The 25,508-nt window shown below is 74.5% G+C and carries 18 protein-coding genes; 7 read left to right on the top strand and 11 right to left on the bottom strand.

Annotated elements, in window-relative coordinates:
- Positions 1–100 precede the first annotated feature (100 nt).
- From AB0D46_RS23160 to AB0D46_RS23125, 8 genes are all read right to left on the bottom strand, one after another.
- Complete coding sequence (locus AB0D46_RS23160) at positions 101–1,198, bottom strand: M50 family metallopeptidase (RefSeq protein ID WP_362880091.1); 1,098 nt, start codon at positions 1,196–1,198, stop codon at positions 101–103.
- 26 nt (positions 1,199–1,224) lie between these two features.
- Entirely contained in the window at positions 1,225–2,307 is a 1,083-nt protein-coding gene (locus tag AB0D46_RS23155) for a lantibiotic dehydratase C-terminal domain-containing protein (RefSeq protein WP_362880026.1), read from the bottom strand.
- A complete protein-coding gene (locus tag AB0D46_RS23150) occupies positions 2,295–5,096 on the bottom strand; it encodes a lantibiotic dehydratase (protein ID WP_362880024.1) in 2,802 nt (933 codons plus the stop codon). Before AB0D46_RS23150 ends, AB0D46_RS23155 begins: the two co-directional genes overlap by 13 nt.
- Positions 5,097–5,126: 30 nt before the next feature.
- Positions 5,127–6,686 carry a SagB family peptide dehydrogenase gene (locus AB0D46_RS23145; RefSeq protein WP_362880023.1) on the bottom strand — a complete coding sequence of 520 codons (1,560 nt, stop codon included), beginning with the start codon at positions 6,684–6,686 and terminating at the stop codon, positions 5,127–5,129.
- A gap of 40 nt (positions 6,687–6,726) precedes the next feature.
- Complete coding sequence (locus AB0D46_RS23140) at positions 6,727–8,694, bottom strand: TOMM precursor leader peptide-binding protein (protein ID WP_362880021.1); 1,968 nt, start codon at positions 8,692–8,694, stop codon at positions 6,727–6,729.
- Complete coding sequence (locus tag AB0D46_RS23135) at positions 8,684–10,885, bottom strand: TOMM precursor leader peptide-binding protein (protein ID WP_362880019.1); 2,202 nt, start codon at positions 10,883–10,885, stop codon at positions 8,684–8,686. Before AB0D46_RS23135 ends, AB0D46_RS23140 begins: the two co-directional genes overlap by 11 nt.
- Before the next feature lie 110 nt (positions 10,886–10,995).
- Positions 10,996–12,726, bottom strand: a complete 1,731-nt coding sequence (locus AB0D46_RS23130; RefSeq protein WP_362880017.1) for a BTAD domain-containing putative transcriptional regulator — start codon at positions 12,724–12,726, stop codon at positions 10,996–10,998.
- Between the two features lie 429 nt (positions 12,727–13,155).
- Positions 13,156–13,776, bottom strand: coding sequence for an L-threonylcarbamoyladenylate synthase (locus AB0D46_RS23125; RefSeq protein ID WP_362880016.1), 621 nt, complete (start codon positions 13,774–13,776; stop codon positions 13,156–13,158).
- 377 nt (positions 13,777–14,153) lie between these two features.
- On the opposite strand from AB0D46_RS23125, the gene AB0D46_RS23120 reads away from it, so the two are divergent.
- The 7 genes from AB0D46_RS23120 (at position 14,154) to AB0D46_RS23090 (ending at position 23,196) form a co-directional block, all read left to right on the top strand.
- Positions 14,154–15,602, top strand: coding sequence for an Ig-like domain-containing protein (locus AB0D46_RS23120; protein WP_362880015.1), 1,449 nt, complete (start codon positions 14,154–14,156; stop codon positions 15,600–15,602).
- Between the two features lie 121 nt (positions 15,603–15,723).
- Complete coding sequence (locus AB0D46_RS23115; protein WP_362880014.1) at positions 15,724–17,097, top strand: MFS transporter; 1,374 nt, start codon at positions 15,724–15,726, stop codon at positions 17,095–17,097.
- Positions 17,094–18,305, top strand: coding sequence for an anhydro-N-acetylmuramic acid kinase (locus AB0D46_RS23110; RefSeq protein ID WP_362880012.1), 1,212 nt, complete (start codon positions 17,094–17,096; stop codon positions 18,303–18,305). Before AB0D46_RS23115 ends, AB0D46_RS23110 begins: the two co-directional genes overlap by 4 nt.
- A 398-nt stretch (positions 18,306–18,703) precedes the next feature.
- Positions 18,704–20,788: a SpoIIE family protein phosphatase gene (locus AB0D46_RS23105; protein WP_362880010.1), complete on the top strand. Its 2,085-nt coding sequence runs from the start codon at positions 18,704–18,706 to the stop codon at positions 20,786–20,788.
- 85 nt (positions 20,789–20,873) lie between these two features.
- Entirely contained in the window at positions 20,874–21,236 is a 363-nt protein-coding gene (locus AB0D46_RS23100; RefSeq protein WP_362880008.1) for a hypothetical protein, read from the top strand.
- Between the two features lie 148 nt (positions 21,237–21,384).
- Entirely contained in the window at positions 21,385–22,347 is a 963-nt protein-coding gene (locus AB0D46_RS23095) for an aldo/keto reductase (protein ID WP_362880006.1), read from the top strand.
- A 57-nt stretch (positions 22,348–22,404) separates the two neighbouring features.
- Positions 22,405–23,196 carry a class I SAM-dependent methyltransferase gene (locus AB0D46_RS23090; RefSeq protein WP_362880005.1) on the top strand — a complete coding sequence of 264 codons (792 nt, stop codon included), beginning with the start codon at positions 22,405–22,407 and terminating at the stop codon, positions 23,194–23,196.
- On the opposite strand, the gene AB0D46_RS23085 is transcribed toward AB0D46_RS23090, so the two are convergent.
- The 3 genes from AB0D46_RS23085 to AB0D46_RS23075 form a co-directional block, all read right to left on the bottom strand.
- Positions 23,158–23,886 carry a DUF2278 family protein gene (locus AB0D46_RS23085; RefSeq protein WP_362880004.1) on the bottom strand — a complete coding sequence of 243 codons (729 nt, stop codon included), beginning with the start codon at positions 23,884–23,886 and terminating at the stop codon, positions 23,158–23,160. The two genes, AB0D46_RS23090 and AB0D46_RS23085, sit on opposite strands and share 39 nt — an antisense overlap.
- A gap of 82 nt (positions 23,887–23,968) precedes the next feature.
- Positions 23,969–24,511 (bottom strand): FABP family protein, encoded by a 543-nt coding sequence (locus tag AB0D46_RS23080; RefSeq protein ID WP_362880002.1) that lies wholly within the window; start codon positions 24,509–24,511, stop codon positions 23,969–23,971.
- Positions 24,512–24,550: 39 nt separating this feature from the next.
- Entirely contained in the window at positions 24,551–25,402 is an 852-nt protein-coding gene (locus AB0D46_RS23075) for a peptidoglycan recognition family protein (RefSeq protein ID WP_362880000.1), read from the bottom strand.
- Positions 25,403–25,508: the final 106 nt, after the last annotated feature.

Genomic DNA, 25,508 nt, shown 5'->3' with positions numbered 1-25,508 from the left:
ACGGGTGTCGGGCGGGAGGTCGTGATGGTGGACGGGACGGGGACGGGCATCGGGACGGGGACGGGGGCAGGGGGACGAGGGACGGTGCCAGGTCGCGGGATCAGGGGCCCGAGCGGCCGATGGCCAGGAGCACGGCGGTCACCGGTGCCCCGATCAGGAGCAGGACGAGTACGACGGAGCCGACCCCGTAGCCGAGGTAGAGCCGGCGGGCCCGCGCCGGGTACGCGGCCGCCGCCGCCCGGTCGCGCAGCCGTAGCCGCAGGTAGGCCGAACTGGCGGGGGCCAGCCGGGTCACGCGCAGCGCGTGCCCGAGGATCGTGTACCCGTCGAGCGGCGGCAGCGGAACCAGGTTGACCAGGGCCTGCGCACTGCCGAGCAGCAGCAGCGCGCCCAGCACCCGGCCGGTGGGGTCGCCCTGGGGGAGGGCCGTCCACCAGGCGAAGAAAGGCAGCAGGAACAACAGGTTGGCGAAGGCGCCCGCGCCGGCCACGGCCAACTGGTCCCGACGGCGCCGCAGGTACCGGTAGTTGTCCACGGTGCAGTACATGATCGCGACGGGCAGCCGCCAGCGCAGCCCGATCTCCCCGACCGTGCCCCCGACGTGGCGGGCGGCGACCCCGTGTGCGAATTCGTGCAGGGCGGTGCTGAACCACAGCAGCGTGGCCACCGCCACGAGCGGCACCGGCCGGCTCAGCAGCCACCACAGGTCGCCGAGGAGACCGCCGCCCGAGGCCGCGAGGACCCCCACCATGGCCAGGCACACCAGCAGCAGGAAGCCCAGCACGACCGGCCGCAGCACCGGCCGCAGGAACGCGTGCAGCCGGGCCGTCGTCGCGTCGGCGTCCGCGACCAGCCGCAGGGTCCCCTTCAGCAGGTTCCCGGTGCGCTGCGGGCCCGGCCCGGCCGCCGGCTCCGGGGCCGGACCACCGGCGAGCAGCCGGCGGCTCCCGAGCAGTCCGAGCAGCTGCTTCCAGTTGCCCTCGCCGAGCCGTCGCCCGAAGGCCTCCCCGTACGCGTCGCCGATCTCCGCCAGGCTGCGGGAGCCGTCCAGGCGGGAGACCAGGAAGTACTCCTTCGGCCCGATCTCGAACGAGGCCCCGGACTCGGGGTCCTTGACCAGGTGCACGAGGGCGGCGCCGTTCAGCAACGGCGGCGACAGCAGGATCCCGGCCCGCAGCGCCGGCCGGTGCTCCAACATCCCGGAGGGCGCCGGCGACGGGGCGGTCACGACCCGACCGCCCCGGCCGCCGCACCCCCGGCGGAGCCCGCCGCGACGGCCCCGCCCTCGCGCAGGACCCGGCCCAGCAGGTGCGCCAGGTAGGCCTCGTCGCGGATGGTCACGTGCAGCCGGTTGTTGGTCATGTGCATGTACGGGGACAGCAGCAGCGGCAGCGCCACCGCCGGGTCGGTCACCTTCTCGTCCCGGCTGCCGTCCCAGGACCGGAACACCAGCTCGCCCGAGACGGCGAGGGCCTCGGCCCGCCGGCGCAACTCCCGGCAGTGCTCGGCCCAACCGGCCAGGAACCCGGGCAGCCGGCCGGTCTCGCCGGAGCCGACCGCCTCCAGGACGGCGGCGAACCGCCGCCCGAGCCCGGGGCCGGTCTGCGCGTAGGTGCGGTCGTACTCCGCCGACCCGATGAACCCCGTGCCGGGGAAGGCCTGGTGCCAGAACTGGTAGTAGCGGTCGAGGTAGCCGCCGAGCTCCTCCCGGTCGGGCAGGAACACCCCGGCCATCACCATCATCAGCTGGGCCGAGGTCCCCAGCAGGACCGTGCGCACGTGCAGGTTCATCCCGCTCAGCGCCTCCATGACCAGGTCGCTGGAGTGCGCGAAGTGCCACTCGGCCAGCTCGACACCGGCCGGGCCGCCGTACTTGCCGTACTCCGGCTCGTACGGCTCGTAGCTGAACGAGTTGTTGGGGCGCAGGTTCATCCGGCCGTCGGCGCCCATGAAGGCGGCGCGGTCGCCTTCGGGGAACTCGATGTCGAACAGGGTGTTGTAGAACTCGTTGAGGAAGCCCGAGTCCACCTCGTAGAGGGCCGGCCGGGCCTTGAGGAACGCCGACACCGCCTCCTGCGCGCGGCGCCGGACCTCCGGCTCCGCCTCCGGACTCACCGGCCGCAGCCGCAGCCGCACGTGCGGGCCCTCCAGCCAGTAGTTGATGAAGAAGTGCCCGGCCAGCAGCCCGTCCTCGGTGAGCGAGGCGATCAGCGGACGCACGCAGTTGACCAGCAGCGGCTGCGGGTTGGCGGCGTAGAAGACGTGCATGGCCTGCCACGCGCCGCGCGTCGGGGTCATCTCTGACATCGGGGACCGTCCTCCGGGCTCGGGGTGATTGCGTTGGTGGTCGTCGTGAAGGTCTCCACGGCGAGCTCGGCGACGTGCGCTCCGCGCGCCGAACGGGTGTGCAGGCCCCCGGGATCCGGGAGCATCTCGCGGAACACGACCCGGTGACCGGGCTCCCGCAGGAGCGGCTCGAAGGCGGCCAGCGAGAGCAGGCTCGCGAAGTCCACGTACTGCGGTTTGGCGCCGAGCGCGGACGGACCGGCCGACACCGTCGCGAAGACGCGCTCCGGCAGCCCGTGCGCGCGCCGCCACCGCTGCCACTCCAGGAAGTGCGACGCCTCCTGCGCGCCGCGCGCCGGCAACTCGCCGGCCGTCGTGCTCCAACTGCGCCGGCTCAGCACCAGATCGCCGTGCACGACCCGGGGCCGCCCGCTCACCCCGCCGTGCGACACGGCCTCGGGCACGCCCGCCCACACGTCGAGCGGGGACATCGACGACGGCGACAGGAGCAGCAGGGTGCGCGGTACGGCGGGCAGGGCCAGCGGCACCAGGTACCCCAGGTAGACCGGGATCACCTCCACCCCGAGCCGCCGCGAGCGCAGCACGACCCGGCCGGTGGCCGGCACGTGCTCCGCGTACAGGTCGTCGAGCCGCAGCAGCCGGTCCTCCGGCAGGGTGCCGCTCTCGCCCGGGCAGACGATCTCGTAGTCGGTGAGGCGCCCGTGCAGGTTCAGGTTGGTGGTGACGGGACCGCCGGTGACCTCCGCGAGCACAGCCCCGGGCGGGGTGACAGCGGCGGCGGTGTCCCGCAACTGCCCGTCCAGCGCGGGCCGGCCGTCCTGCTCCTCGTACACGTGGGTGAAGCGGCTGAAGGGGAAGGACAGACCGCCGTAGGAGCGGTTCAGTACGGTCAGGCGCTCGCCCGTGTCCGGGTCGTCGGCGAACTGGAGGTGGTGACAGCGCGGCGCGAACCCCGGTACCACGGACTCCAGTTCACCGGCGACGGCCGCCATGTCGACCTCCGTCAGACGGAGTTCCTCCCCGTCGTGCTCCTGGAACGCCGCCCAGTGCTCCCGCATCCGGCCGACGAACGTCCGCCGGGCCGCGTCCAGGGCGCGGATGCCCGGCAGGCCCAGCCAGTTCTCCTCCGGCACGTACTCGCCCTGCGCGTCGAAGGGGGTGCGCCGGGCCGAGAACGACAGGTACTGGTCGAAGAAGTCCTCGTGGAAGTCGTGGACCAACCCCAGCAGGTCCTCGCAGCGGCCGCCCTGCCCGTAGCGGGCGGTGAAGAACCCCTCGAAGGTGATCCGCTGCGCGAGCGTCAGGTCGAACGCGGGCAGGATCCGCTCCACCGACCGCAGCGCGCCGCCGTCCCCGGCCCGCGCCCAGGCGGGTCGCGGCGCGCTCAGGTCACGGCCCGCGCTGACGTCCTCGTAGACAAGGGTCTGCGGCAGCGGGGTGTCCGCGGCCGCGCCCAGCTCCTCCTGCGCGCGGCGCAGACCCGCGCGCAGCGCCGGCAGGAGCTCCGCGCGCTCGTCCCGGTCGGCCCGCGGGTAGCGCTCCAGCACCCGGGCGGGCGCCTCCAGCAGTTCCGCGAGGTCATCGGCCCAGGGCCGTTCCAGGCCCGTCAGCGACCGTTGGAAGGCACGCAGCGGATCGCCGCCGTGCACCTCGGTGTCCAGGCAGGGCACCCGGACCATGCCGAGTTGCAGCAGGGCGTCCACGTACGCCTCGCAGTCGGCCGGCTGTGCGTCGTGCTCGCGCGCCAGCCAGTCGGTGAGCTCCCGGTGGCGCAGGTCGCCGCCACCGGGCTGCTCCGCCCGCTCGGCGAACAGGGCCAGCAGCCGGTCCAGGGTGCCGCTGCGCCGCAGGAAGAACAGCCGGTCCTTGACGGCGTCGAAGGTCACCGCGGCCGCGTCGTCCCCGGCCGTGACCTGCCGGCGCACGTACCGGATCCGGTCGTCCTCACGTCCCCAGCCCGAGGCCGGCCGCAGCGGCAGGTCCCGACGCCGCACCGGGTCGGCGAGGATCAGCTCGGCGAGCCGCGCCAGCACGACCACGTTGAGCCGTACGTGGCTCTCCCACCGGTCCTCGACCCGGATTCCGTCCGTCCGGTCCTGCGCCGTCCCCTCCCCGTCCGCGAAGCGGCCCGTCGCCACCCCGGTGAAGGTGCTGAAGGGGCTGGTCTTGCAGGCGGTGCGGTAGAGGTACGAGAGCACCGACCGTTCCGCCTTGCGCGCCCGGCCGCCCGGCACCCGCCCCTCGGCGGTGGCCGCCGCGTAGGCGTCCAGCTGCCCCTCCAGGACGGGCGAGGCGAGCAGCAGGCCGTGCCGCAACCGCTCGTCGCCGAGCAGTTCGCGCAGCGCCTCGCGGCCCCGGCCCAGGTCGGACGCCAGCAGCGGCTCGCCTTCGGCCAGCAGCTTCTCCAGTTCTCGCGACCGGTTCAGCCAGCCGGCCAGCCGCTCGCCGACGGTGTCCGCGTCGGATTCGCCCAGGGCCGCCAGGGTCCGCAGCGCGGCGTCCGGATCGGCGGGCAGCCGGCCGTTGTGGATCTGCCGGCGCAACTTCAGCAGGTCCCGGCGCAGGGCGGCGCCCGCCCCGCCGGGCTCCGGGTCGGTCGCCCCGACCGCCCGGTGCAGCGCCTCGCTCAGGCACTGCGCGTCCGCGCGCAGCACCTCCTCCGCCGCGAGGACGTCGGCCGCCCAGCGGACGGTGTCCGGGCAGCGCAGCGCGTCGGCGGCGGACAGCGGCAGGCCGGCCACGCGCAGCATGTAACGGTCGCCGGCGTGCCATTGCGTGGTGGTGTTCATCCTGGTCTTCCTGCTTCTCTCGTCGCCCGCTCAGGCGATCTCGTGGCGGAAGTCGGCGGGCTGCGGCCGCTCGTGACCGAGCAGCATGATCAGCAGCGGGGCCTCGTCGGTCTCCATCAGCCCCAACCGCTCGCGGTAGGCGATGTTGTCGAAGCCGAGCGCCACGCCGGCGCCGAGTCCCTGGGCGGAGGCGGTGGTGTAGAAGGTCTGGGCCACGGCTCCGACGACGGCCCCGACGAGCCGGTAGCCGCGGTCGCCCACGGCGTCCAGGACCGCGGTCGTCCGTACGGTCGGTACGAGCACGGCTCCCGCCTGTTCCAGGTTGTAGTTGGACAGGAAGTAGTTGCTCTGCAGGAAGGGGCCGGGCGCTCCCGGCACCACCAGCCGCAGGGTGTGCTCCCGCGGGTCGTAGGCGTAGCTGCCCGGCGCGATCCCCTCGACGTGGTTGACGAACACGTACAGCGAGGTGAGCCGCGGCCCGTCGGGCCCCTCGACCTCGCTGCCCACCGCGGTCGCGGCGCAGTCGGCGAGGGTGGCCGCCAACCGGTCCGCCGCGAGCGGCCGGGTCGCGTCGAACCGGCCGAAGCTGCTGCGGCGGGCCCGCAGCGCGTCCGCCACCGACAACCCGGCCGCGGCCGGCGCGGGCAGCGCCACCGGGTCCGCGCCCCGGGGCGGGTGGGCGGCCGCCGCGTCCAGGGCGCCCGGAGCCGGACGGTCCGCGGCCCGCCCGAGGGTGGCCGCGTGGACCCGGCGGAGCGTCTCGAAGGTGAGCACCTCACGGGAGCGCTCCGCGTCCCGGTGGCGCACCCGCGGCCGCTCGGCCGGTACCGCGCCCGCGACGGCCCCGACGGCAGGCGCCCCGCCCTCCCACTCCAGCGGGACCACCGCGAAGACCCCCTCCTCCTCGGGATCCACGCCCAGCAGCCCGGCCAGCCGCTCCTCGTCGAACCAGAGCGCGGGCGCGATCCGCAGCCCCTGCTCCCGCGCCCACAGCCGCCAGGTCTGCAGCACCGTGCCGACGTCCATGCTGACGGCGTGGAAGGAGAAGCTGTTGTACTTGAACGCGTTCTGCCAGTACTTGACGCTCAGCACCAGGTACTGCGAAGCGCCGTGCGCGCCCCCGCCGAGCGCCTCGCGCACGTCCCCGGTCACATCGCCCGTCAGCAGCCGGCGCAGCCCGTGCTGGTGCGGCGCGTAGTGGTACACCCCGGGCGTGAGCGGCCCGCCCGGCCCGGCGGCCCAGTACACCCCGACCGGGTAGAGCCCGCCCCCGGAGGAGGTGCCCCGCGACCAGTTCGCCTGTGTGTAGTGGGGGAGCGCCGCCAGGTCGGTGTTGGCCTGCACGCCGAGCCGGCGCCCGCTCAATCCGTACGAGTCCTGCAGCATCCCGGACAGCAGCGGCAGGCTGAACCCCCCGGCCGGTACGGGACCCGCCGCCCGCGCCGGCTCCGGAAGCGGCAGGGTCTCCGCCTCCGGATAGAACTTGGCCTTGCGGGGGCGGTCGGCCCAGTCGGGCACGAAGTCGACGGGCTCCATGGGAATCCGGCCCCGGTGCATGATGGCGCTGGCGTAGTCATGGGCGTAGCCCACAAGTCCTCCTCGGTTCATGTCGGACACGACGGCTGCCGGGTCAGGGGAAGGGGTGCGGGGCGGGGTTCAGGTCGGCGGGCTCCAGGTCCCGCTCGCGCAGTCCCGCCTCGCGCAGCGCGGTCCGCAGCCTCGGCATGCCGAGCGCCCGCTGCCGCGACCAACCGAAGTCGATCGGCAGCAGACCCGGTACCAGCACGCTCACCGTGTGCAGCCCCAACGCCCGCTGCTCCGGCAGCGTCTGGTCGACCACGACCACGTCGAACCCCTTGGCGGCGACGGCCTCCACGCACCGCTCCAGGTCCTCCCGGACGTCGGGCGCCACACCCCCCGGAGCGGCCAGCGCCGACACGGGCCGCAGCGGGGCACCCGTCCCGCCGCGCAGCAGGAAGTCCGCGTGCGCGCCCATTTCCGGCACCCCGTACACCAGCGGGTGGTCGTGCAACGCCGTCACCAGATCGAAGTCGGCGGCCATGGCCCGCAGCCGGGCCTCGTCCCGCTCGGTGCGCCCGGCCAGGTTCACGGCGTCCGTCGCGATCTCGCACAGCGCCGAGTCCAGCGCCGACTCCGGGTCCAGCCCGGCGCCCGCCCCGAAGCACATCCGGCCCGGGCCGCCGTCGAACCGTTCCGCCACCGCGGTCACCACCGGTATCGGGAAGCTGATCCGGGTGTCGAAGAACCGCGCCCGGTACCCGTACAGCGCGAGCCGGTCGACCATGGCCCGGGTCGACGCCCGGGTACTGGTCGCCGGGTCGATCTCCGGCAGCGGCTGGCGCCCGTACCAGGCGAGCAGGAAGGCGTCGCGTTCGACGACCTCCATCAGCCCGAAGTAGCAGGCCTCGGCCGTGCTCCCGCCCGAGGCGCACCCGTTGGAGCTCTCCTGGACGAAGCGGTTCTCCAGGCCCGGCGCGTGGTAGTACGTCAGCACCTCCGGCACCAGGCGCGGCTCCCGGTCGCGCAGCGACCACCCCCACACCCACGGGATCGTCCGGTCCGGGTCGAAGGGACGCACCCTCGGGTTGTCCCGGTGGAACGCGTCGCTGTACAGCCCCACCCGGCGCGGGTCGACCGCCGAGGCCCCGAACTCCCGCAAGGATCCGCTCACGCTGGTCGTACGGGACCGCGCGCGCATGCCCGCGTACCGCTCCAGCCCCTCCAGCACCCCGACGCGCGCGCTGCGGTCGAAGGTGTCCGTGTGACCGCCCCAGAACGTCTCGCGCAGGTACTCGCCCGAGCGCATCGAGAAGCAACCGATGGTCGCGGAGGTGGACGTCGAGGAGACGTCCTGCACCAGCGAGGGCCCCAGGGCCCCGCACAGCGGGTTCGCGAACGCGGCGACCTCGATGTCGTACGCCTCCACCGGCCGGGTACGGAACGCCCCCGGCCGGTACTTGGGCGCGGGCTCCGGCGCGAAGGCGGTGGGCACGTCCACCGTGGGCGCGCCGCACCCCGGGCACTCGGGGTCGGGCACCAGCGGGTAGCGCCGGACGGCGCCGTCGCGCAGGTCCAGCAACCGCACCTCGGGGAACACCCCGCGATCCGGACCGGGGCCGCCGGCGGCGTTCCGGTCGGCCACCACCAGCGCGACCAGCGCGGCCAGCGCGTCGGCGGCGAAGGCGTGCGCGTACGGCCACTCGCCCGCCGGCCGGGTCCCGCCGCCCAACTCCAGGGCGTCGCGCAGCGCGACGGACCGCACCGCCTGCCAACGGCGCTCCAGACACCGCGCGCACCCGGGGCCGCCCGCTGCCGGCAGTGGCCCGACCACGGCCTGGTGGCCGTACAGGCTCACCGGCACGCCGCCGTCGCCCGCTCCGTCGCCCGCTCCGGCCGCCGGCGCCGGGGCGGCGAAGGCGTTGCGCAGGCCCAGCACCGACAGGACGACCGGCGGGCCCTCCAAGGCCGACAGGGACCGCTCCAGCAGGGCCGTGAACCGTTGCGCGGCGCCCGCCCCGAGCCCGTCGGCGACCGCGGCCCCGACCCGCACCGGCGGGCGGCCGCCGTTACGCGTCATCGCCCGGCTCCCGCACCGCCGCGAGCAGCACCCGCACCGTGTGGACGCCGGCGCCCGCCGTCTCCGGCGAGCCCGTCACCGCGACGTACGCGTCGAGCCCGGCGGCGGCGAGCCGCTCCAGCACCCCGTCCCAGGAGCGCGCAGGCTCCGCCGCCAGGGCGCCGGCCGACCCCGATACCGCCAGGGCCCGCGCGTCGAGGTCGCTCACCAGCGGGTCCCCGGTGTCGACGGGAAGGCCGCCGCGGGCGTCATCCGCCTCGTACTGCGCCACACCCAGCAGCTCCCGCAGGGCGGCGACGGCCGCCGAGCGCCGGTCCAGGCCCTCACCGAGCGCCCAGCGCGCACCCGACCGGGCCAGCAGCACCTCGACCCCGCTGCGCGCCCCCTCGCCGAGGTCCAGCAGCTCCGGTTCCATCCCCAGCCGGTCCGCCGACCGTACGAGGAAGCCGAGTTCCGCGTCCTCGCCCGCCGGGTCCGGCAGTGGCACCAGGGCCGCCGCGGCGCCCCGTACCGCCCTCAGCAGCGCGGCGTGACCCAGCGCCGACAACAGGCCCGCCGCCGCGGCGTCGGCGGGGGTCGGCCCCGCGCCCGCCCCGGCCCGGGTCCGCTCGAAGAGCCGCTCCGCGTTGTGCGGTCCGAACGGCCGCACCGCGCCCGCCGGAACCAGTACGGACTCCTTCGTCAGCAGCGAGAACACCCGCTGGAGCGCCCCGGCCGAGCCGGGGATCCCGGTGGACGTGGTGAGCGCCGAGGGGGCCACGGCGGGCCCGTCCGCACCGTCGGTGACTAGGTCCCGCGCGGGCACCACGTGCTCGGCGTAGACCAGGGCCGCCGCGTCCAGGGCGCGCATCCGGGCCCCGGCCACGTGGTGGATGTCGAAGGCGGCCACGGAGCGCGGCCCGGCGTGCCCGATGCCCAGCTCCACCACTGCGAGCTTGAGCGGGATCTGCGTCAGCTCCTCGTCCGCGTACCGGGTGAACACCCCGGCGAGCGGCCGCACCAGGGCGGAACGCCGGTTCAGTTCCGCGACGAGGGCGTCCGCGTCGCGGGCCGTCTCCAGGGTCGGCAGCGCCGGCGTGTCCGTGGCGCCGGCTGCGGCCAGGTCGATCGGAGCGGCCGGTTCCGCCTCCGCGCAGAAGGGGCAGCGGGGGTGTGGGAACAGGGGCTCGGCCGTCACGTCCAGCGAAGCCGTGTCCTGGACGAGGAGCCGTCCGGCGGTCTCGGCTGGCAGCGCGCCCGACGTCGCGCGGAAGACCTCGTACCCGAGCAGGTTGCCGAGCATCGCGGCCAGCGGCCGCCCCGGCACCGGACCGGCCGGCGGCGCCGCGTCCGGGAGCGCCAGCGAGCTCCACAGGTCGGCCGCGCCCGTACCGCCGCGTGCCGCGCCGAGGCGCAGCGCCGCGCAGGCCCAGCAGCCGGTGGTGCCCGGCGTCATCAGCGGGCCGACGACGCAGTCGTCGCCGTACGACCAGGCCGGGAGCAGGGTGCGGCCCTCGGGTATGCCGGCGCGCAGCAGCGGGAGGAGCCGTCGTGGAGCGGTCGTCCCGCCGGTCACCACGACGAAGTCGTAGCCCTCCAACCGGTCCCAGTCGAGCGGGCCCCGTACGTCGGGCAGGGTACGGACGTTCACCGGGGCGCCGTCGGCGCGGGCCTCCTCGGCCTCGGCGAGGATCTCGGCCGGCTCCAGGGCGGGCATCAGGCCGATCTCGGCGCAGCCGTTGCGGACCAGGCTCAGGGCGCACCAGCGGGCGACCGCGTCCTCGCCGAGGACGGCCACGCGGGTGCCGCGGAAGCGCAGGAAGCGGGCCTCGGCGTCATCGGCGTAGTGGTCGGCGTAGGCGATCTGCGGCGCGAACCGGCGCGCGACGTCCGGCTCCGCGGCGGCGGCCCGCGCCGCCGGCTCCGGTTCCGCGACCGATCTGGCGAAGTCCCGCTCGTACAGGGTCTTGACGAGGTCGCCGACCATCGCGCGCTGGGGTTCGCCCAGCCCCTGGCAGAGCTCGGCGACGGAGTGCTCGCCGGTCAGGTGCGGGACGATCAGTGTGGCGAAGCGGTACGCCGTTTTGGCGTTGAGGCGGAACCCGCCGTCGGAATTGTGGAACAGCACACCCTCGGGGGTCTGCGTGAAGAGCACGTCCCGACGGATCCGGGGCCGGGACGTGGCGACGGCTTCGTAGCTGGCTTCAGACATGGAACACCTCTGTTTGCGGTCTGGTGGGACGGTGGTGCGAGGTGGGAAATGCCGTGGAAAGGGTGTGCGGGAGCGGCGCCCGGCGTACGGAGAAGGGCACGGGGGGTCGGTCAGCGGGCCGCGGGCACCGCGGCCGCGCCGTCGCGTTCGCGGGCCAACCACCGCGCGTAGACCCGCAGGAAGGCATGGATCCGGTACGGCTGGCCGGGCGGGCCGTCCTCCAGCAGTCCCGCCTCCACCAACTGTTCGAGCACGGAACCCGACCCGGCGGCGCAGACGCCGGTTCCCGGGTCGAGCGAGCCGAACCGCAGGAAGGTTTCGCGGAGTTCGGGCGCCAGGGTGCTGAGTGCCTGCCCGAAGACCTCCGGTACGGAGAGCCGGGGATCCTCGGCGAGCGCCAGCCGCTCGGGGGTGTCCTGCGACAGCCATGCCGCGCAGTCCGCGACGGACAGCCCGGGACGGGTGAGCAGTCGACCCGCGGCGATCCGCAGCGCCAGCGGGAAGTACCCGCAGACGGAAGCCAGTTCGCGGGCGCCGTGTTCCTCGGCGGCGATCCGTTCGGGCCCGACCAGGCCGGCGAGCAGTCCGTGCGCCTCGGACGGGCCGAGGACGTCGAGCCGGTGGACGGCGCCGCCGTGCGTGGCGACGACCGCCGCGAGCCCGCGCCTGCTGGTCACGAGCACGGACGCGTCACCGGAAGCGGGCAACAGGGGCAACACCTGCCCCGCGCCGGTGGCGTTGTCGAGGATCAGCAGCCGGCGCCCGTCACCGGGCTCGGGCAGCAGCCCCCGGGCCTCCTCCGCCGAGACGCCGTTTCCCTCGGGCCCGCCCAGGTCGACGCTGAACACCCCGCCGGGGAAGGCGTCCTGGACCTGGTGCGCGCACTGGTGGGCCAGCGCCGACTTGCCGATCCCGGGAGCGCCGGAGACCACGAGCAGCCGGGGTCCGTCGGCGTCGGTCAGACGCAGCGCCATCGTCCGCAGGTCCGTCGCCCGTCCGGCGAAGCCGGGGACCGGCGGGAGGCCGCCGTGCCCGGGGCTGCGTACGGGGGGCGGCGCGGGCGGCGTCGCCGGCGGCGCCTGCTCCTCGGGGCGCGGTGGCCCCAGTTCCTCGGAGCGCAGGATCGCCAGCTCCAGGCGCCGCAGGCCGGGCCCGGGGTCGACCCCGAGCTCGTCGCGGAGCCGGTCGCGCACCGCGCGGTACTCGGCCAGCGCCTCCGCCTGCCGGCCGGTGCGGTACAGGGCCTCGATGAGCTGCTCGGTGAACCGTTCCCGTACGGGGTGCCGGCGACCGCTCTCGTAGAGGTCGACCAGGACCTGGTGGCAGTTCCCGGCGGCCAGTTCGAGGTCACCTATCCGCTCCAGGACGCGCAAGCGTTCCTGTTCCAGCGCGGGCACCGCGTCCCGCTGGAGCATGCGCGAGGCCACGTTGGCCAAGGGCTGACCCTGCCAGAGCGAGAGGGATTCCCTGAGCCGGTACAGCTCCTCGTCGGTGCCGGCGGCGGCCCGGGCCTTCGCGGCCAGTAAGCGGAAGAGCACGAGGTCGAGGGTCCCGGTGTCGTTGTGCATGCGGTAACCACCGGGCACGGCCTCGATGGTGGTCGCGGATATGCCGTATTTCGCGAATAGCCTCCGCAACCGCAGCACACAGGTCTGCAGGGCGGCTCGCGCCGTGGCGGGCGGTTCCTCGTCCCATACCGCGCGGAGCAGATAGTCGGTGGAAACGACCGTACCGGGATGAAGGAGGAGCGCGGCCAGCAAACTGGTCGGCTTGGACGGTTTGAGGACTACAGTCTCGGGGCCGTGCGCGATGCTCAGGGGCCCCAATAGCTGGAACCGCATGATGGTCCCCCGTGTCGGGTCACGTAAGTGTCTGTGGAGCGTGGCGGGGGGGTGGTGGTCGCCGAGCCCCGCCCCCGACACACTCCGGAAATAGTCCGGACCAGCGCATGGGACTGCCCGCCGCCCCCCGTTGGACGGTGAATGACTGGAACACTACATAACGGATCTTGTGAAAGTCGAGTCGGGGGCCGGCTCAATTCGGACGCCGTATACGGACTTCCCCCCTCGGTAACCTCGACGCCTCACCGGGTTACTGTCGATGCACCAAGACTGTTCATGCATAAACGAGTTCCGATGGCCGGATCGCTTGAGTTCCAATGGAGCGAATTTGCCCCGGCCATAGGTCCGGGCAACCGGATTGAGGTACTCCGGTCGGCGGATTCCGGTCCCGCAACCGGAATCCGCCCTGATGGGAACGGGAGGCGCCGGCTACTCGAATCGCGCCGTGTCGCCCGCGCCGTGGCGCACGATCTCGGCCTCGCCGCTCGAAAAGTCGATCACGGTGGTGGGGCGGGTACCGCAGTCGCCCGAGTCGAGGACCGCGTCCACTTCGTGGTCGAGCCGCTCCTTGATCTCCCAGCCCTGCGTCATCGGCTCCTCCTCGTCCGGCAGCAGCAGCGTGCTGGAAACCAGCGGCTCGTCGAGTTCCGCGAGCAGCGTCTGCGTCACGAGGTGATCGGGGATGCGGACCCCGACGGTCTTCTTCTTCGGGTGCAGCAGCTGGCGCGGCACCTCGGAGGTCGCCCGGAGGATGAAGGTGTAGGGGCCGGGCGTGGCCGCCTTGATGGCGCGGAAGACGTCGTTGTCCATCTGCGCGAACTGACCCAACTGCGCGAAGTTCTGGCACATGAGGGTGAAGTGGTGTCGGTCGTCGAGATCACGGATGGACCGGATCCGGCCGAGGGCCTCCCGGTTGCCCAGTCGGCATCCGAGAGCGAAACAGGAGTCGGTCGGGTACGCGATGAGCGCCCCGGAACGGATGCTGTCGGCCACGCTGCTGATGGTGCGCCGCTGAGGATTCTCGGGGTGCACGTCGAAGTACTTCGCCATCCGCCGAGCCTACGGGACCGGAACCTTGCGTTCGGCCGCCTGCGTTCGGGGGCCGGAGGGCGCTCCCGGCGGGCGGGTAACGGAACTCCGCCGGGCCTCGAAACGGACCTCTGCCGGGCCCTGTCGGCGACCCCCGGCAGGGCCCTGCCGGCGACCCCGATGGGGCCCGACCCGTGCCCCCGGCCGACCGGACGCCGCCCCGGCCGCTCCCGGGAGGGGGCCGCGCCGGCACGCATCCCCCGCTCCCGCAAGCGGAAGTGCTCCGTCCGGGTTCACTTCGGGAACCCGTTCGGCCCCAGGACCGCGTTTGTGATCATCGTTTTGGCTCCCGATCGTTTTGATGCTGCCATCCGGCGTACGAGATCTGGGAGGCCTGCGTGGCGATGCCGCGGACGAAGCGGACGAGGGCCTGGAGCGTCGTGGCCGCCGTGACGGGCGCCGTGCTGGTCGTGGCGGCGGCACCCGACCGGGGCCCCGGGGCGGGCAGCCCGCAACGGGGGGCCGGCGCGCCCCCGGAGGCGGCCGTGACCCTGTTGGTCTCCCGCGCGCTCGACGTGGGCCGCCGGACCGGGACCGGCGGGCCGCGGTGCGCCGCCGGGACGTTCCGGGCGGGCCTGTGCGGTGCCTGGCGAGAGCAGCGGGTGCTGGCGACCGCCCGGGGCGCGGGGGCCGTCCTGCGCGGCCCGTACGCGGTCGCGGGGGACGTCCTGCCGACCGACGCCGACGGCCCGCTGGAGATCGCCGCCGAGTCCTCGGGGCGCCTCACCGACGTCACCGTCCACGACGCCCACGGCCGCCACCTGGCCGGCGCACTGGAACCCGGCGCCGGACGTTGGCGCAACACCGAACCGCTGCGGGCGGGCGAGCGCTACACCGTGCGCGTCGGCGCCCAGGACGGATCCGGCGCACCGGTCGCCGCCACCATGGCGTTCCGGACCGCGCCGCCCGCCCCCGCCGCCGACGGCCCCCTGACCGCGGACCTCGGACCCCGGGCCGGCACGTACGGCGCGGGCGAGATCGTCACGGCCGAACTCAGCCGACCGGTGCCCGCCGAGGACGCCCGGGCGCGCACCCGGGTGGAGCAGTCCCTCCAGGTGACGTCGAGGCCGCACGTCGAGGGCGCCTGGCACTGGGTCGACGACTCGACGCTCCACTTCCGCCCCCGCGCCTACTGGCCCGCCCACACCGTGGTCCGCGTCCGCAGCGGACTCGACGGGGTCGAACTCGGCGACCAGGGGTACGGCGGACCGTCGGACCCCGTCGAGTTCACCGTAGGCGACCGCATCGAGGCGGTCACCGACTCCGCCGCACACGAGATGACCGTACGCCGCAACGGACGGGTCATCAGGATGATCCCCGTCACCACCGGCAAGGCCGGCTTCCTGACGCGCAGCGGCATCAAGGTCGTCCTGGGCAAGGAACGCAAGGTCCGCATGCGCGGGGACTCCGTCGGGATCGGACGCGGCACCAAGGAGTTCTACGACCTGCCCGTCCACTACGCGACCCGGGTGACCTGGAGCGGCGAGTACGTCCACGCCGCGCCCTGGTCCGTCGAGGCGCAGGGGGAGGAGAACGTCAGCCACGGCTGTACGGGCATGAGCACCGAGGACGCCGCCTGGTTCTTCGACACCGTGCGCGAGGGCGACATCGTCGAGGTCGTCAACAGCGGCGGTGACGCCATGCCCCCCTTCAGCAACGGCGTCGGCGACTGGAACCTGGACTGGCGCACGTGGCTGTCGGGCAGCGCCCTCGCCGCCGGCCCGGCCGGGTCACCCGCCGAGGCCGGTGATCCGCTCGGCGCCTCCCGGCTCCACCCGATGACGTAGGCCGTTCCCCTTCGCCGGCCGGGGCCGATGTGCTGAACCGGACGGCGCCGGCCGGGGGCCGATGTGCTGAACCACACGGCCCCCAGGCATCCCCGCCCCGCACACCGGGCACCCACCACCGATGACCCCCCTCCACCTGCGCGGCCCCGCGCCGCCGGCCGTCACCCACCCGCGCCGCGCCCTGCTCGCGGGCTCGGCGGGCAACTTCGTCGAGTGGTACGAGTTCGGCGTCTACGGCTGCTTCGCCACGGTCATCGCCGCCCGGTTCTTCACCCCGGACACCGCGACGGGCCCGGCCGGGGCCGGACCCCTGCTGGCCACCTACGCCTCCTTCGCGGTGGCCTTCTTCTTCCGGCCCGTCGGAGCCCTGCTGTTCGGCCGGCTCGGGGACCGCGTCGGCCGCCGCCCGACCCTCATCCTCGTCGTCTGCCTCATGACCGCCGCCACCGCCCTGATCGGCCTGCTGCCCACCCGGGCCACCGCCGGCGAACTGGCGTCCTGGCTGCTCACGCTGCTGCGCGCCCTGCAAGGCCTCTCCGCCGGCGGGGAGTTCGGCGGCGCGGTCGCCCTGATGACCGAGAGCGCACCCCCAGGACGACGCGGCCGCCACGGCGCGTGGCAGTTCTTCACGGTCGCCCTCGGCCTGCTCGCCGGCGCCGGCACGGCCGCCGCGATCGCCGGCGTGCTGACCCCACCGGCCCTGTACGACTGGGGCTGGCGGATCCCGTTCCTGCTGGCCCTGCCGCTCGGCGCGGTCGCGCTGTGGCTGCGCACCGGCCTGACGGAACCCGCCGGCGCGCACCGGCTCGAAGGACTCCCCGGCACAACCCCCGAAACCCCGCCGGCCCGGCCGGCGCCGGACCCCGGGACGGTCGGCGCGGGCCCGGTCGCACCGACCCCGCCCGCCACGGCCCGTACCGTCGTGCTCGGCATCGGGCGGATCATGGGGTGGTCGGCGGCCGGGTACACCTTCCTCGTGGTGCTCCCCTCCTACCTCCAGGCCACCCTCGGCGCGTCCTTCCAGGAGGCCCTGATCGCCACCACCGTCGCCAACCTCGGCTTCGCCGCCGCCATCCTCCCCGCCGGCATCCTGAGCGACCGCGTCGGCCGCCGGCCCGTCATGCTCTGCGGCGCCCTGTGCGTCACGCTGCTCGCCCTGCCGCTCCTGCACCTGCTCCAGGACCCCGCCGCCTCGGCCCCGGCCAAGGCGGCGGGGCTGCTCGGGGCGGGCGCCGCGGTCGGACTGCTCGCCGGACCCGGGCCGGCGATGCTCGCGGAGATGTTCCCCGCCTCGGTGCGCTGCACGGGGCTCGGACTCGCCTACGCCCTCGCCAACGCCGTGTTCTCCGGCTGCGCCGGCCTCGTCGTCACGGCCCTGATCGCGGCGACGGGCAACACCGACGTCCCCGCCCACTACGCCGCCGGTGCCTGCGCCCTCAGCGCCGTCGCCCTGGCGAGCCTGCGCCCCGACGACCACCTGCGACCCCTGCGATGAGGGTCGTCGGCCTGATGTCGGGCACCTCCCACGACGCGGTCGACGCCGCGGCCGCGGACCTCACGTTCGCCGACGGCGGCGAGACCCTGAGCCTGGTGCCGCTCGGCATGATCAGCGCGCCGTACGAGGACTCCCTGCGCGCCGCGCTCACCGCGGCCCTGCCGCCCGCTCCCACCACCCTCGCCGACGTGTGCGTGCTCGACACCCGCATCGGACAGGCCTTCGCGGAGCTCGCCGTCCGGGCCGACCGTGAACTGTGCGCAGATCGGGCTGAGTTGATTGCCTCGCACGGGCAGACCGTCTACCACTGGGCATCCGGCGGCGTCGTCCACGGCACGCTCCAGCTCGGCCGGCCCGCCTGGATCGCCGAGGCCACCGGCTGCCCCGTCGTCGCCGACTTCCGCCCCGGCGACGTCGCGGCGGGCGGCCAGGGCGCGCCCCTGGTCAGCCTCGTCGACCTGATGCTGTTGCGCGGCCGTCCCGGCGTGCCGGCGGCCCTGAACGTCGGCGGGATCGCCAACGTCACCGCCCTGCCGACCGCCGGCCCGCCCCTGGCCTTCGACACCGGCCCGGGCAACGCGCTGTTGGACGCCGCCGTACGCCGACTCCGGCCGGACGGACCGGGATACGACGAGGGCGGCGCCCTGGCCGCCGCCGGACGGGTCCACGAACCGCTCCTGAGCCGGCTGCTGGCGGAGCCGTACTACGGGCTGCCCGCGCCCCGGACGACCGGCAAGGAGCTGTTCCACCCCGGGTACCTGGACGCGGCCCTGGCCGGGTTCGACGGACTCGCCCCGCAGGACGTCCTCGCCACCCTCACCCGGCTCACCGCGCGGACCGTCGCGGACGCGTTGGGCCCCCTCGGCGTCACCGAGGTCTTCGCCTCCGGCGGCGGTACCCGCAACCCGACCCTGATGTCCGCACTGCGGGAGGAACTGCCGTCCCGTACCGCCCTGTTGGATTCGGAGCTGCTGGGTCTGCCCGCCGGGGCCAAGGAGGCGTACGCGTTCGCCGTCCTCGGCTTCCTGGCCTTCCACGGGCTGCCCGGCAACGCCCCCGCCTGCACCGGCGCCCGTGGCCCGCGGATCCTCGGCTCGCTCACCCCGGGCAGGCGCCCGCTGCACCTGCCGGCGCGGCCGTCCCGTGCGCCGCTCTCCCTCGTGGTCGCCCCGACGGCCGGCCCCGCAGGGCGGGCCGAACGAGGGTGATGCTCCGTCATGCCACACGATCGGCATGATCCTTGGGAGAGCGCGACATGCCGGTGGACGACGATCCACCCGTGGGCCCGGGGCCCGTCAGTGCGCCGGCGTCGCCGTCCCCCTCCCCGACGGCCCGACCGGGACGCAGGTGAACCAGGTCCCCTGCGGGTCGTCAACGGCAACAGCGGCCGGCGCCCGGCGGTCCGGGAGGCGAGCACCGGGGCCGCGGCCGCCGCCCTCCGGCTCCCGTGCGACGGTCGCGCGGATCAGGAGCGGCGCGTCGCCCGCTGCACGATGCCGCGCCGCTTTCGAACGCACGTGCGTATCTCCGGGCGGCCCCGCCTCGCCGGAACCGGCGGCCGTCCGCATAGTGAGTGGAGGAACCGGCAGGTGGAAGGGGGCGTCTCGTGCCAGCGGTACGGCCGGAGGGCGAGCAGGCGCAGGGCCCCTTCCCGTCCGAGCCCGGAACCCTGCTCGAACACGTGTCCGTCGCCGTCTTCGGCATCGACGAGGACGGACACGTCTGCCACTGGGGACCCGGGGCCCGCGACCTCTTCGGCCACGAGGCCGCCGAGGTCCTCACCCGCCCCGCCGGCCTGCTCCTGGCCGCGGGCCCCGAGGAGGCCGCCCGCCTGACCGAGCGGGCCAGGAACGAGGGCTACTGGCGGGGACGGCTCACCGCCCGGCACCGCGACGGTACGGACTTCGCGTGCGGCTTCCGGGTGTTCCCGCTCACCGGCGCCACCGGCCGCTCGGAGGTCCTCGCCCTCGCGAGCCGCAGCGAGGAGCTCGACCGGGTCAAAACGAACCTGGCCTTCCTCGACGCCCTCTTCATGACCTGCCCCGTCGGCCTGGTCATGCTCGACGAGAACCTCCGCTACGCCCACCTGAACCAGGCGCTCGCCGACATGGACGGCCTGCCCGTCGCGGAGCACCTCGGGCGCGGCATCGAGGAGGTCATGCTCGTGTCCGACGCCGCCGAGTTCCGGCGGATGCTCCACGGGGTGGCCGACGACGGCGTGCCCGTCATCGGGGCGCTCACGGCCCTGCGGCCCCTGGGCCGACCGGACCAGGACCAGGTCCGGTCGGTGAGCTTCTTCCCCCTGACCGGGGCGGTCGGCACCCGCCCCGGCCTCGGCGGCCTGATCATGGACGTCACCGACCGGGAGCGGGCCATCCTGGAAGCCGCCGCCGGCCGCCGCAGACTCGCCCTGCTGGACCGCGCCTCCACCCGCATCGGCACCACCCTGGAGGTCGGGCGCACCGCCGCGGAACTGGTCGAGGTGGCGATGCCCGAATTCTGCGACGGCGCCGTCGTCGAGATCGTGGAATGGATGGACGACAACGAACTCTTCGATCCCGCCCTTCCGCTGCTCACCCGGCGCATCGCCTTCGGCACGGTCCTGCCACCGCCCGCCGACGAACTCGTGGGCGGCGTGGAGCGGGTGCGGTACCCGCCCGGCTCCGCCGTCCACGACATGCTGCGCACCGGCCGACCCGTCTCCTCCGTCGTGGACGAGGCGTTCCTGGCCCGCACCGTCGTCATCGAGGAACGCGCCCGCCTCATCGCCGACAGCGGCATCGCCTGCGTCCTCGTCGCCCCCCTCATCGCCCGGGGCACCGTCCAGGGCATCGCCCTGTTCGGGCGTTCCGCCCACCGGCCCGCCTTCACCGAGGACGACCTCGCCCTGGCCGGGGAACTCGCGTCGCGCGCCGCGATCTGCCTGGACAACGCCCGCCTCTACAGCAGGGTGCAGGACATCTCCCTCACCCTCCAGCGCGCCCTGCTGCCCAGCGCGCAGGCCACCAGCCCCTACGCGGACGTCGCGCACCGTTACCTGCCCGGGGGCCGCATGACGGAGGTCGGCGGCGACTGGTACGACGTGATCGAGCTGCCCGACCACCGGATCGCCCTCGTGGTCGGCGACGTGATGGGCCACGGGATCCCGGCGGCCGCGGCCATGGGTCGGCTCCGGATCACCACGAAGGCCCTCGCCCGGCACGAGGTCGAACCGGCGGCCATGCTCGGCGAACTCGACGCGCTCGCGCGGGAGGCGGGCATCGAGTTGGCGACCTGCCTCTACCTCGTCTACGACGCCACGACCGGCCGGGCCCGGATCGCCGGGGCCGGCCACCCGCCGCTCCTGATCCGCCACCCCGACGGCACGGTGCGCACCTTCGGGGAGGGGCTCGGCGTGCCGCTCGGCGTCGGTGGGTTCCCGTTCCGCACGGCGGAGATCGAACTGCCCGAGCACGCCGTCCTCGCCCTGTACACCGACGGGCTCATCGAGTCGCGCGGACGCGACATCGAGGCCGGGCTCGACGCGCTGCGCGCCGAACTGGGCCGCCCGGCCGGTCCGGCGGACCCGCTGGAGGCGATGGCCGACCGCGTCCTGGCGAGCCTCCTGCCGGACCCGCCCGCCGACGACACGGTCCTCGTCCTGGCCCGCGTCCACCGCGTCCCCCGAACGTCCCCGCAAGCCTTCCCGTGACGTGCGCTCGCGCGGCGCCTCCAGCGGGTCCAGGGTGGAAGGGGGACGTATCGCACGCACGACCCAGGTGAGCGAGGGAAGACCCATGACGGCGACCACGCGCGAGAGCACACCGGTGGAGATCGAGGGCGGCGGCGTCGAGCTGCGGACCCGGGAGATCGGGGGCGGTCTGTCCGTCGCCTTCGTCCGGTTCCCCGAGGGAACCGACATGACTCCCGCCCTCAAGGGCATGCCGGACGGGATGTGCCCCTGCCCGCACTGGGGATACCTGCTCAAGGGCCGGCTGAAGATGGTGACGCAGGACGGCGACGAGGTCTACGAGGCGGGGCAGGCCTTCTACTGGCCCGCCGGTCACGTCCCGGTCGCCCTCGAGGACTGCGAGTACGTCGACTTCTCCCCGACGCGGGAGTTCACCGAGGTCGTGGACCACATCAAGGGCCAGGGCTGACGGGACCCCGGACGCCGACAGCACGAGGCCCCGGGGCTTCGCGGCCCCGGGGCCTCGTACGGTCACTTCGCTTGACCGCTCCTTCAACGATCCGCGGGCCGGGACGTCACGGCCCGGAGCGCGGCGCCGCACGCTTTAGGGTGGGCGCGTGACGATCGAACCGAACGCGCGAACAAGTGAGTACCGGGTGCTGTACGGGTGCATGGGGCTGGGCGGGAGCTGGGGCCCGGAGCCGTACGGTCCGTCGGACATCGACACCGCCGAGGCGGCGATATCGGCGGCGCTCGACAGCGGTATCACCGTCTTCGACCACGCCGACATCTACCGGCACGGCAAGGCCGAGGCCGTGTTCGGCGAGGTCCTCGCCCGGACCCCGGGGCTCCGCGAGCGCGTCACCCTGCAGACCAAGTGCGGGATCCGTCTCGCGGACGACAACGGCCCGGGCCGCTACGACCTGCGCGCCGCGAGCATCACCCGCCGGGTGGAGGAGAGCCTGACCCGGCTGCGGACCGACGTCATCGACGTCCTGCTCCTGCACCGCCCCGACCCGCTCGCCGACCCCGACGAGATCGCCGGGGCGCTGACGTCCCTGCACCGGCAGGGCCTCGTACGGGCCTTCGGCGTGTCCAACATGGCGGCGCCGCAGATCGCACGGCTCCAGGCCCGGCTCGACGTACCGCTCGTGGCCAACCAGTTGGAGATGAGCCTGCACCGCCGCGACTGGGTCGAGGCCGGCGTCCTGCTCAACACCGACGGGGCCACCGCCAACGGCTTCCCGTTCGGCACCCTGGAACACTGCCTCGACCACGGCATCCGCCTCCAGGCCTGGGGCGCCCTCGCCCAGGGCCGCTACACCGGCCGCCAGGAGACCCCCGCCGACCGGGCCACCGCCGACCTCCTGGCCGACCTCGCCCGGCGCAAGGGCACCACCCCCGAAACCGTCCTGCTGTGGTGGCTGGCGCGCCACCCCGCCGGCATCGCACCCGTCGTCGGCAGCGCCCGCCCCGAGCGCATCCGCGCCTGCCGCGACGCGGCCCTGCGCGCACCCGACCTCACCCACGAGGAGTGGTACGCGCTGTGGACAACCGCCCGCGGCGTACCGCTGCCGTAGGGGCCACCGCCGTGTCGTAACACCCCCGCGCGGTCGCTCCGGGCCGATAGTGGGCCTGTGAGCGAGAGCGCGGAGGGACCCGGCCCGGCCGGTGAAACGGGCGGCGCGGCCTGGTCCGGGAGCGAGGGCGCGCAGGCCTACGCGGCGATGGAGGCGGCCACGAACCGGCTGCTCGGCTACCCGTTCGTCTTCGGGACGCTGTCCCGCCGGATCGGCGCCGGCTCCGTCCTCGTGGACTACGGCTGCGGCCCCGGCAAGGTCGCCGACAGCGCCGCCCGCAGGCTCGGCGCCTACGTCATCGGCGTGGACATCTCCCCGCAGATGCTGGAACTGGCCCGCGACGGCGCCCGCGCCGTCGCGGAGTTCCACCTCGTCGAGGACGGACGGGTCACCACGCTGGCGGACGGCTGCGCCGACGCCGTCATGTGCAACCACGTCCTGGCCTCACTGCCCACCCGGGAGGCGGTGCTCGACGTCCTCACGGAGATCCGCCGCCTCCTGCGCCCCGGCGGCCTCTTCGTCCTGCTGAGCACCGACCCCGCGCACAGCGGTACCCCGTACGCCTCCCTGCGCATCGGCGAACCGGGGGAGGAGTACGGGCCCGGGGACCGGCTCACCGTACGGCTGCTGCGCACCGACGGCTCCTGGGAGGAGCGCGACAACCACGCGTGGCCCGTGGACCTGCTCCCCGGCCTGCTGGAGCGCGCCGGGTTCGGTGACATCGCCCAACTCCGGCCCACCGTCGCCGAAGCCCTGACCGTCGCGGACCCCGACCTCGTCCGCAGCCGCCCCTGGCAGGCCGAACGCGTCTCACCCCCGCTCGTCATCACCACCGGCCGCGCCGTCTGACCCCCCGGCCGCCGGGGCGTCCCGGCTCGGTGGGGGCGCCGGGTGGCCGGCGTCGTCCGTCAGGTCGAGTTGGGTGGAGAACCTGCTCAGGAAGACGTCGTACCACCCGTCCGGGCGACGGGTGAGGGTGGCGCCGTCCTGCCAGGTGCCGTTGTCGTCCCACCACCGGCTGCCGTACGGATCGCCCTGGTTCTGGTGGATGTTGTGCATGCCCGGGCCGTGGTGGGTGAAGGGTTCGCCGAAGACGAGGATCGGCCTTCCGGGCACCAGCATGGGTTCCAGCGCGTCGGCGGCATCGAGGTTGGAGCCCGAGACCCACGGCCGCGGCGGGCTCCACCGGTCCGCGAGCGCCCGCAGCCAACCCGCGCGCGGCAGCAGACGGCCGCGCCGGTCGGCGAGCGCCGGATGCCGCAGGTAGTCCAGGGCGCCCGAACCGGAACTCATGGAGAGGTCGTGGTACCCGGGAGCCAACGAGGGCACCGGGTCGAGCACGGACGGCGCCAGGACGAGCGTCCGCCATCGCACACCGGTGGCGGACCGTTCGCTGTCCACGTCGACGGCGCACCGGTGGCGCCCGCCGGGCGCGTCGACCTCCAGGTTGACGTGGAACCAGGCGCCCCGGTCGTCGGGCCGGTCGCGGAAGTGCCGGTGCAGGGTCCCTGACAGCACGCCGTAGGCGTCGAATGGCATGCCGACCAGTCAACCACCGGCCCCGCCCGCCCCTGCGCCCGGACGCGCGGTCCGCCCGGGCGCGCGGGGACGACCACCGCCGTCAGGACGGGCGGCGGCGCAGACGCGTCGTCAGGTGGTGCTGGAGCGGCAGGCCCACGGCCGCCATGTCGTGGAGCACGGTCAGCTCCCCGTCGCCGAGGGTGTAGCGGCGTCGGGTGGCGGTGACCTCCTTGGCCTTCGGGGTCAGCGCCACCTCGTCCGTGCGGATCTCGAACTCGGACCCGTTCACCTGCCCGACGTACGTCTCGACGATCCCCGTGGGGTGGGCCAGGACGACCTCCAGGGACGCGTCGGGCAACACCCGCCACCACCCGGCCTCACGGCCGGCCGGCCGCACCGGGGCGCCGGACCCGTCGATGAGCCAGGCGCGCGCCTCGTACCGCAGGAAGGGGCGCCCGTCGTGGCTGAAGGTGACCTCCTGCTCGTAGCGGAAGTCCGTGTCGAGGGTCGGGTACTGGCCTTCGCCCCGGCCGTGCCAGCGTCCCAACAGGCCCAGAACCGGGTCCAGTTGTGGATGCGGGGCGGGCCCCTCGCCGAGGACGTGGCTGTCGGGGTACGGATTGTCCTGCACCGGCTCGAACATGTTCACCTTCGTCTTTATGGAGGTCGCGCGCGCCGCAGCCTAGCGCGGCGTACGCCCGGACCCGCCCGCACCCCGGGCGGTGGAGCCGCGTCCCGTCCAGCGGGCGAGCTCCCCGTCCAGCGCGCCCGGGGGAAGGTACTCCGCCGGGCCGGCCCACGCGTCGCGGCCCTCGTACACGGGGAAGTCGGGGAAACCCGGCTGCTGCGCCGGCTCGCCCAGGCGGACGCCGAGGCGCACCGCGACGTCCTTGCGCAGGCGGGGGAGGAGCGCGTAAAGGCGATCGCCGGGGCAGGCGGTGTCGTTGAAGTCCCGGTGGCCGTGGATCTCCGTCGGCGCGATCCCGTACCGGTCGCAGATGTGCGTGCACAAGGAGACGAGGGCCTCGAACTGCTGGGCGGGGGGCTCCTCGCTGGTGTAGGTGCCCTCGTTCTCGATGCCGACGGACACGTCGTTGCGTCCGACGCAGTGCGCCGAACGCACCTGCCGCCGGCCCGACTCCAGCTCGGCGAGACTGTGGTGGCGGCCCTCGGTGACGAAGGCGCCGCGACTGATGGTGAAGTGCTGGCCGGTGTCGATCCAGCCCTGGATGTCCATGTGGTAGTTCTGGATCGCCCGCGCGAGGGCGAACGCCCGTTGCTGCGAGTAGTCCTCGACGTTCCGGGTCGCCGTGTGGTGCACCACGATCTGTTTCGGCGGCGCGGCCAGGATCACCACGGACTCGGACGGCGGCCGGGCTCCCCACGCCGCGCAGCCGAAGACCGCCGGCCCCGCGGCGGCCGCCGCGTGGGCACGTCCGGCCGCGGGCCACCCGGCCGCCGCTCCCAGCCCGAGCGCACCGGCCAGGACCATCCGACGGCTGGGGCCGGGCGAAGCGAGGGCGCGAGCGCGCATGGGGAGCTCCTTGAGACGAGGACGAGGACGAGGACGGCGCCACGGGCCGTGGCGCCGACCGCCCAACGACCGGGTGATCACCCGGCAACGACCTGACGGCCGGACG

Origin of the sequence: Streptomyces sp. NPDC048383, from assembly GCF_040651775.1 — a bacterium.
Classification (GTDB): Bacteria; Actinomycetota; Actinomycetes; order Streptomycetales; family Streptomycetaceae; genus Streptomyces.
This window is presented reverse-complemented; position numbering and strand designations above follow the sequence as displayed.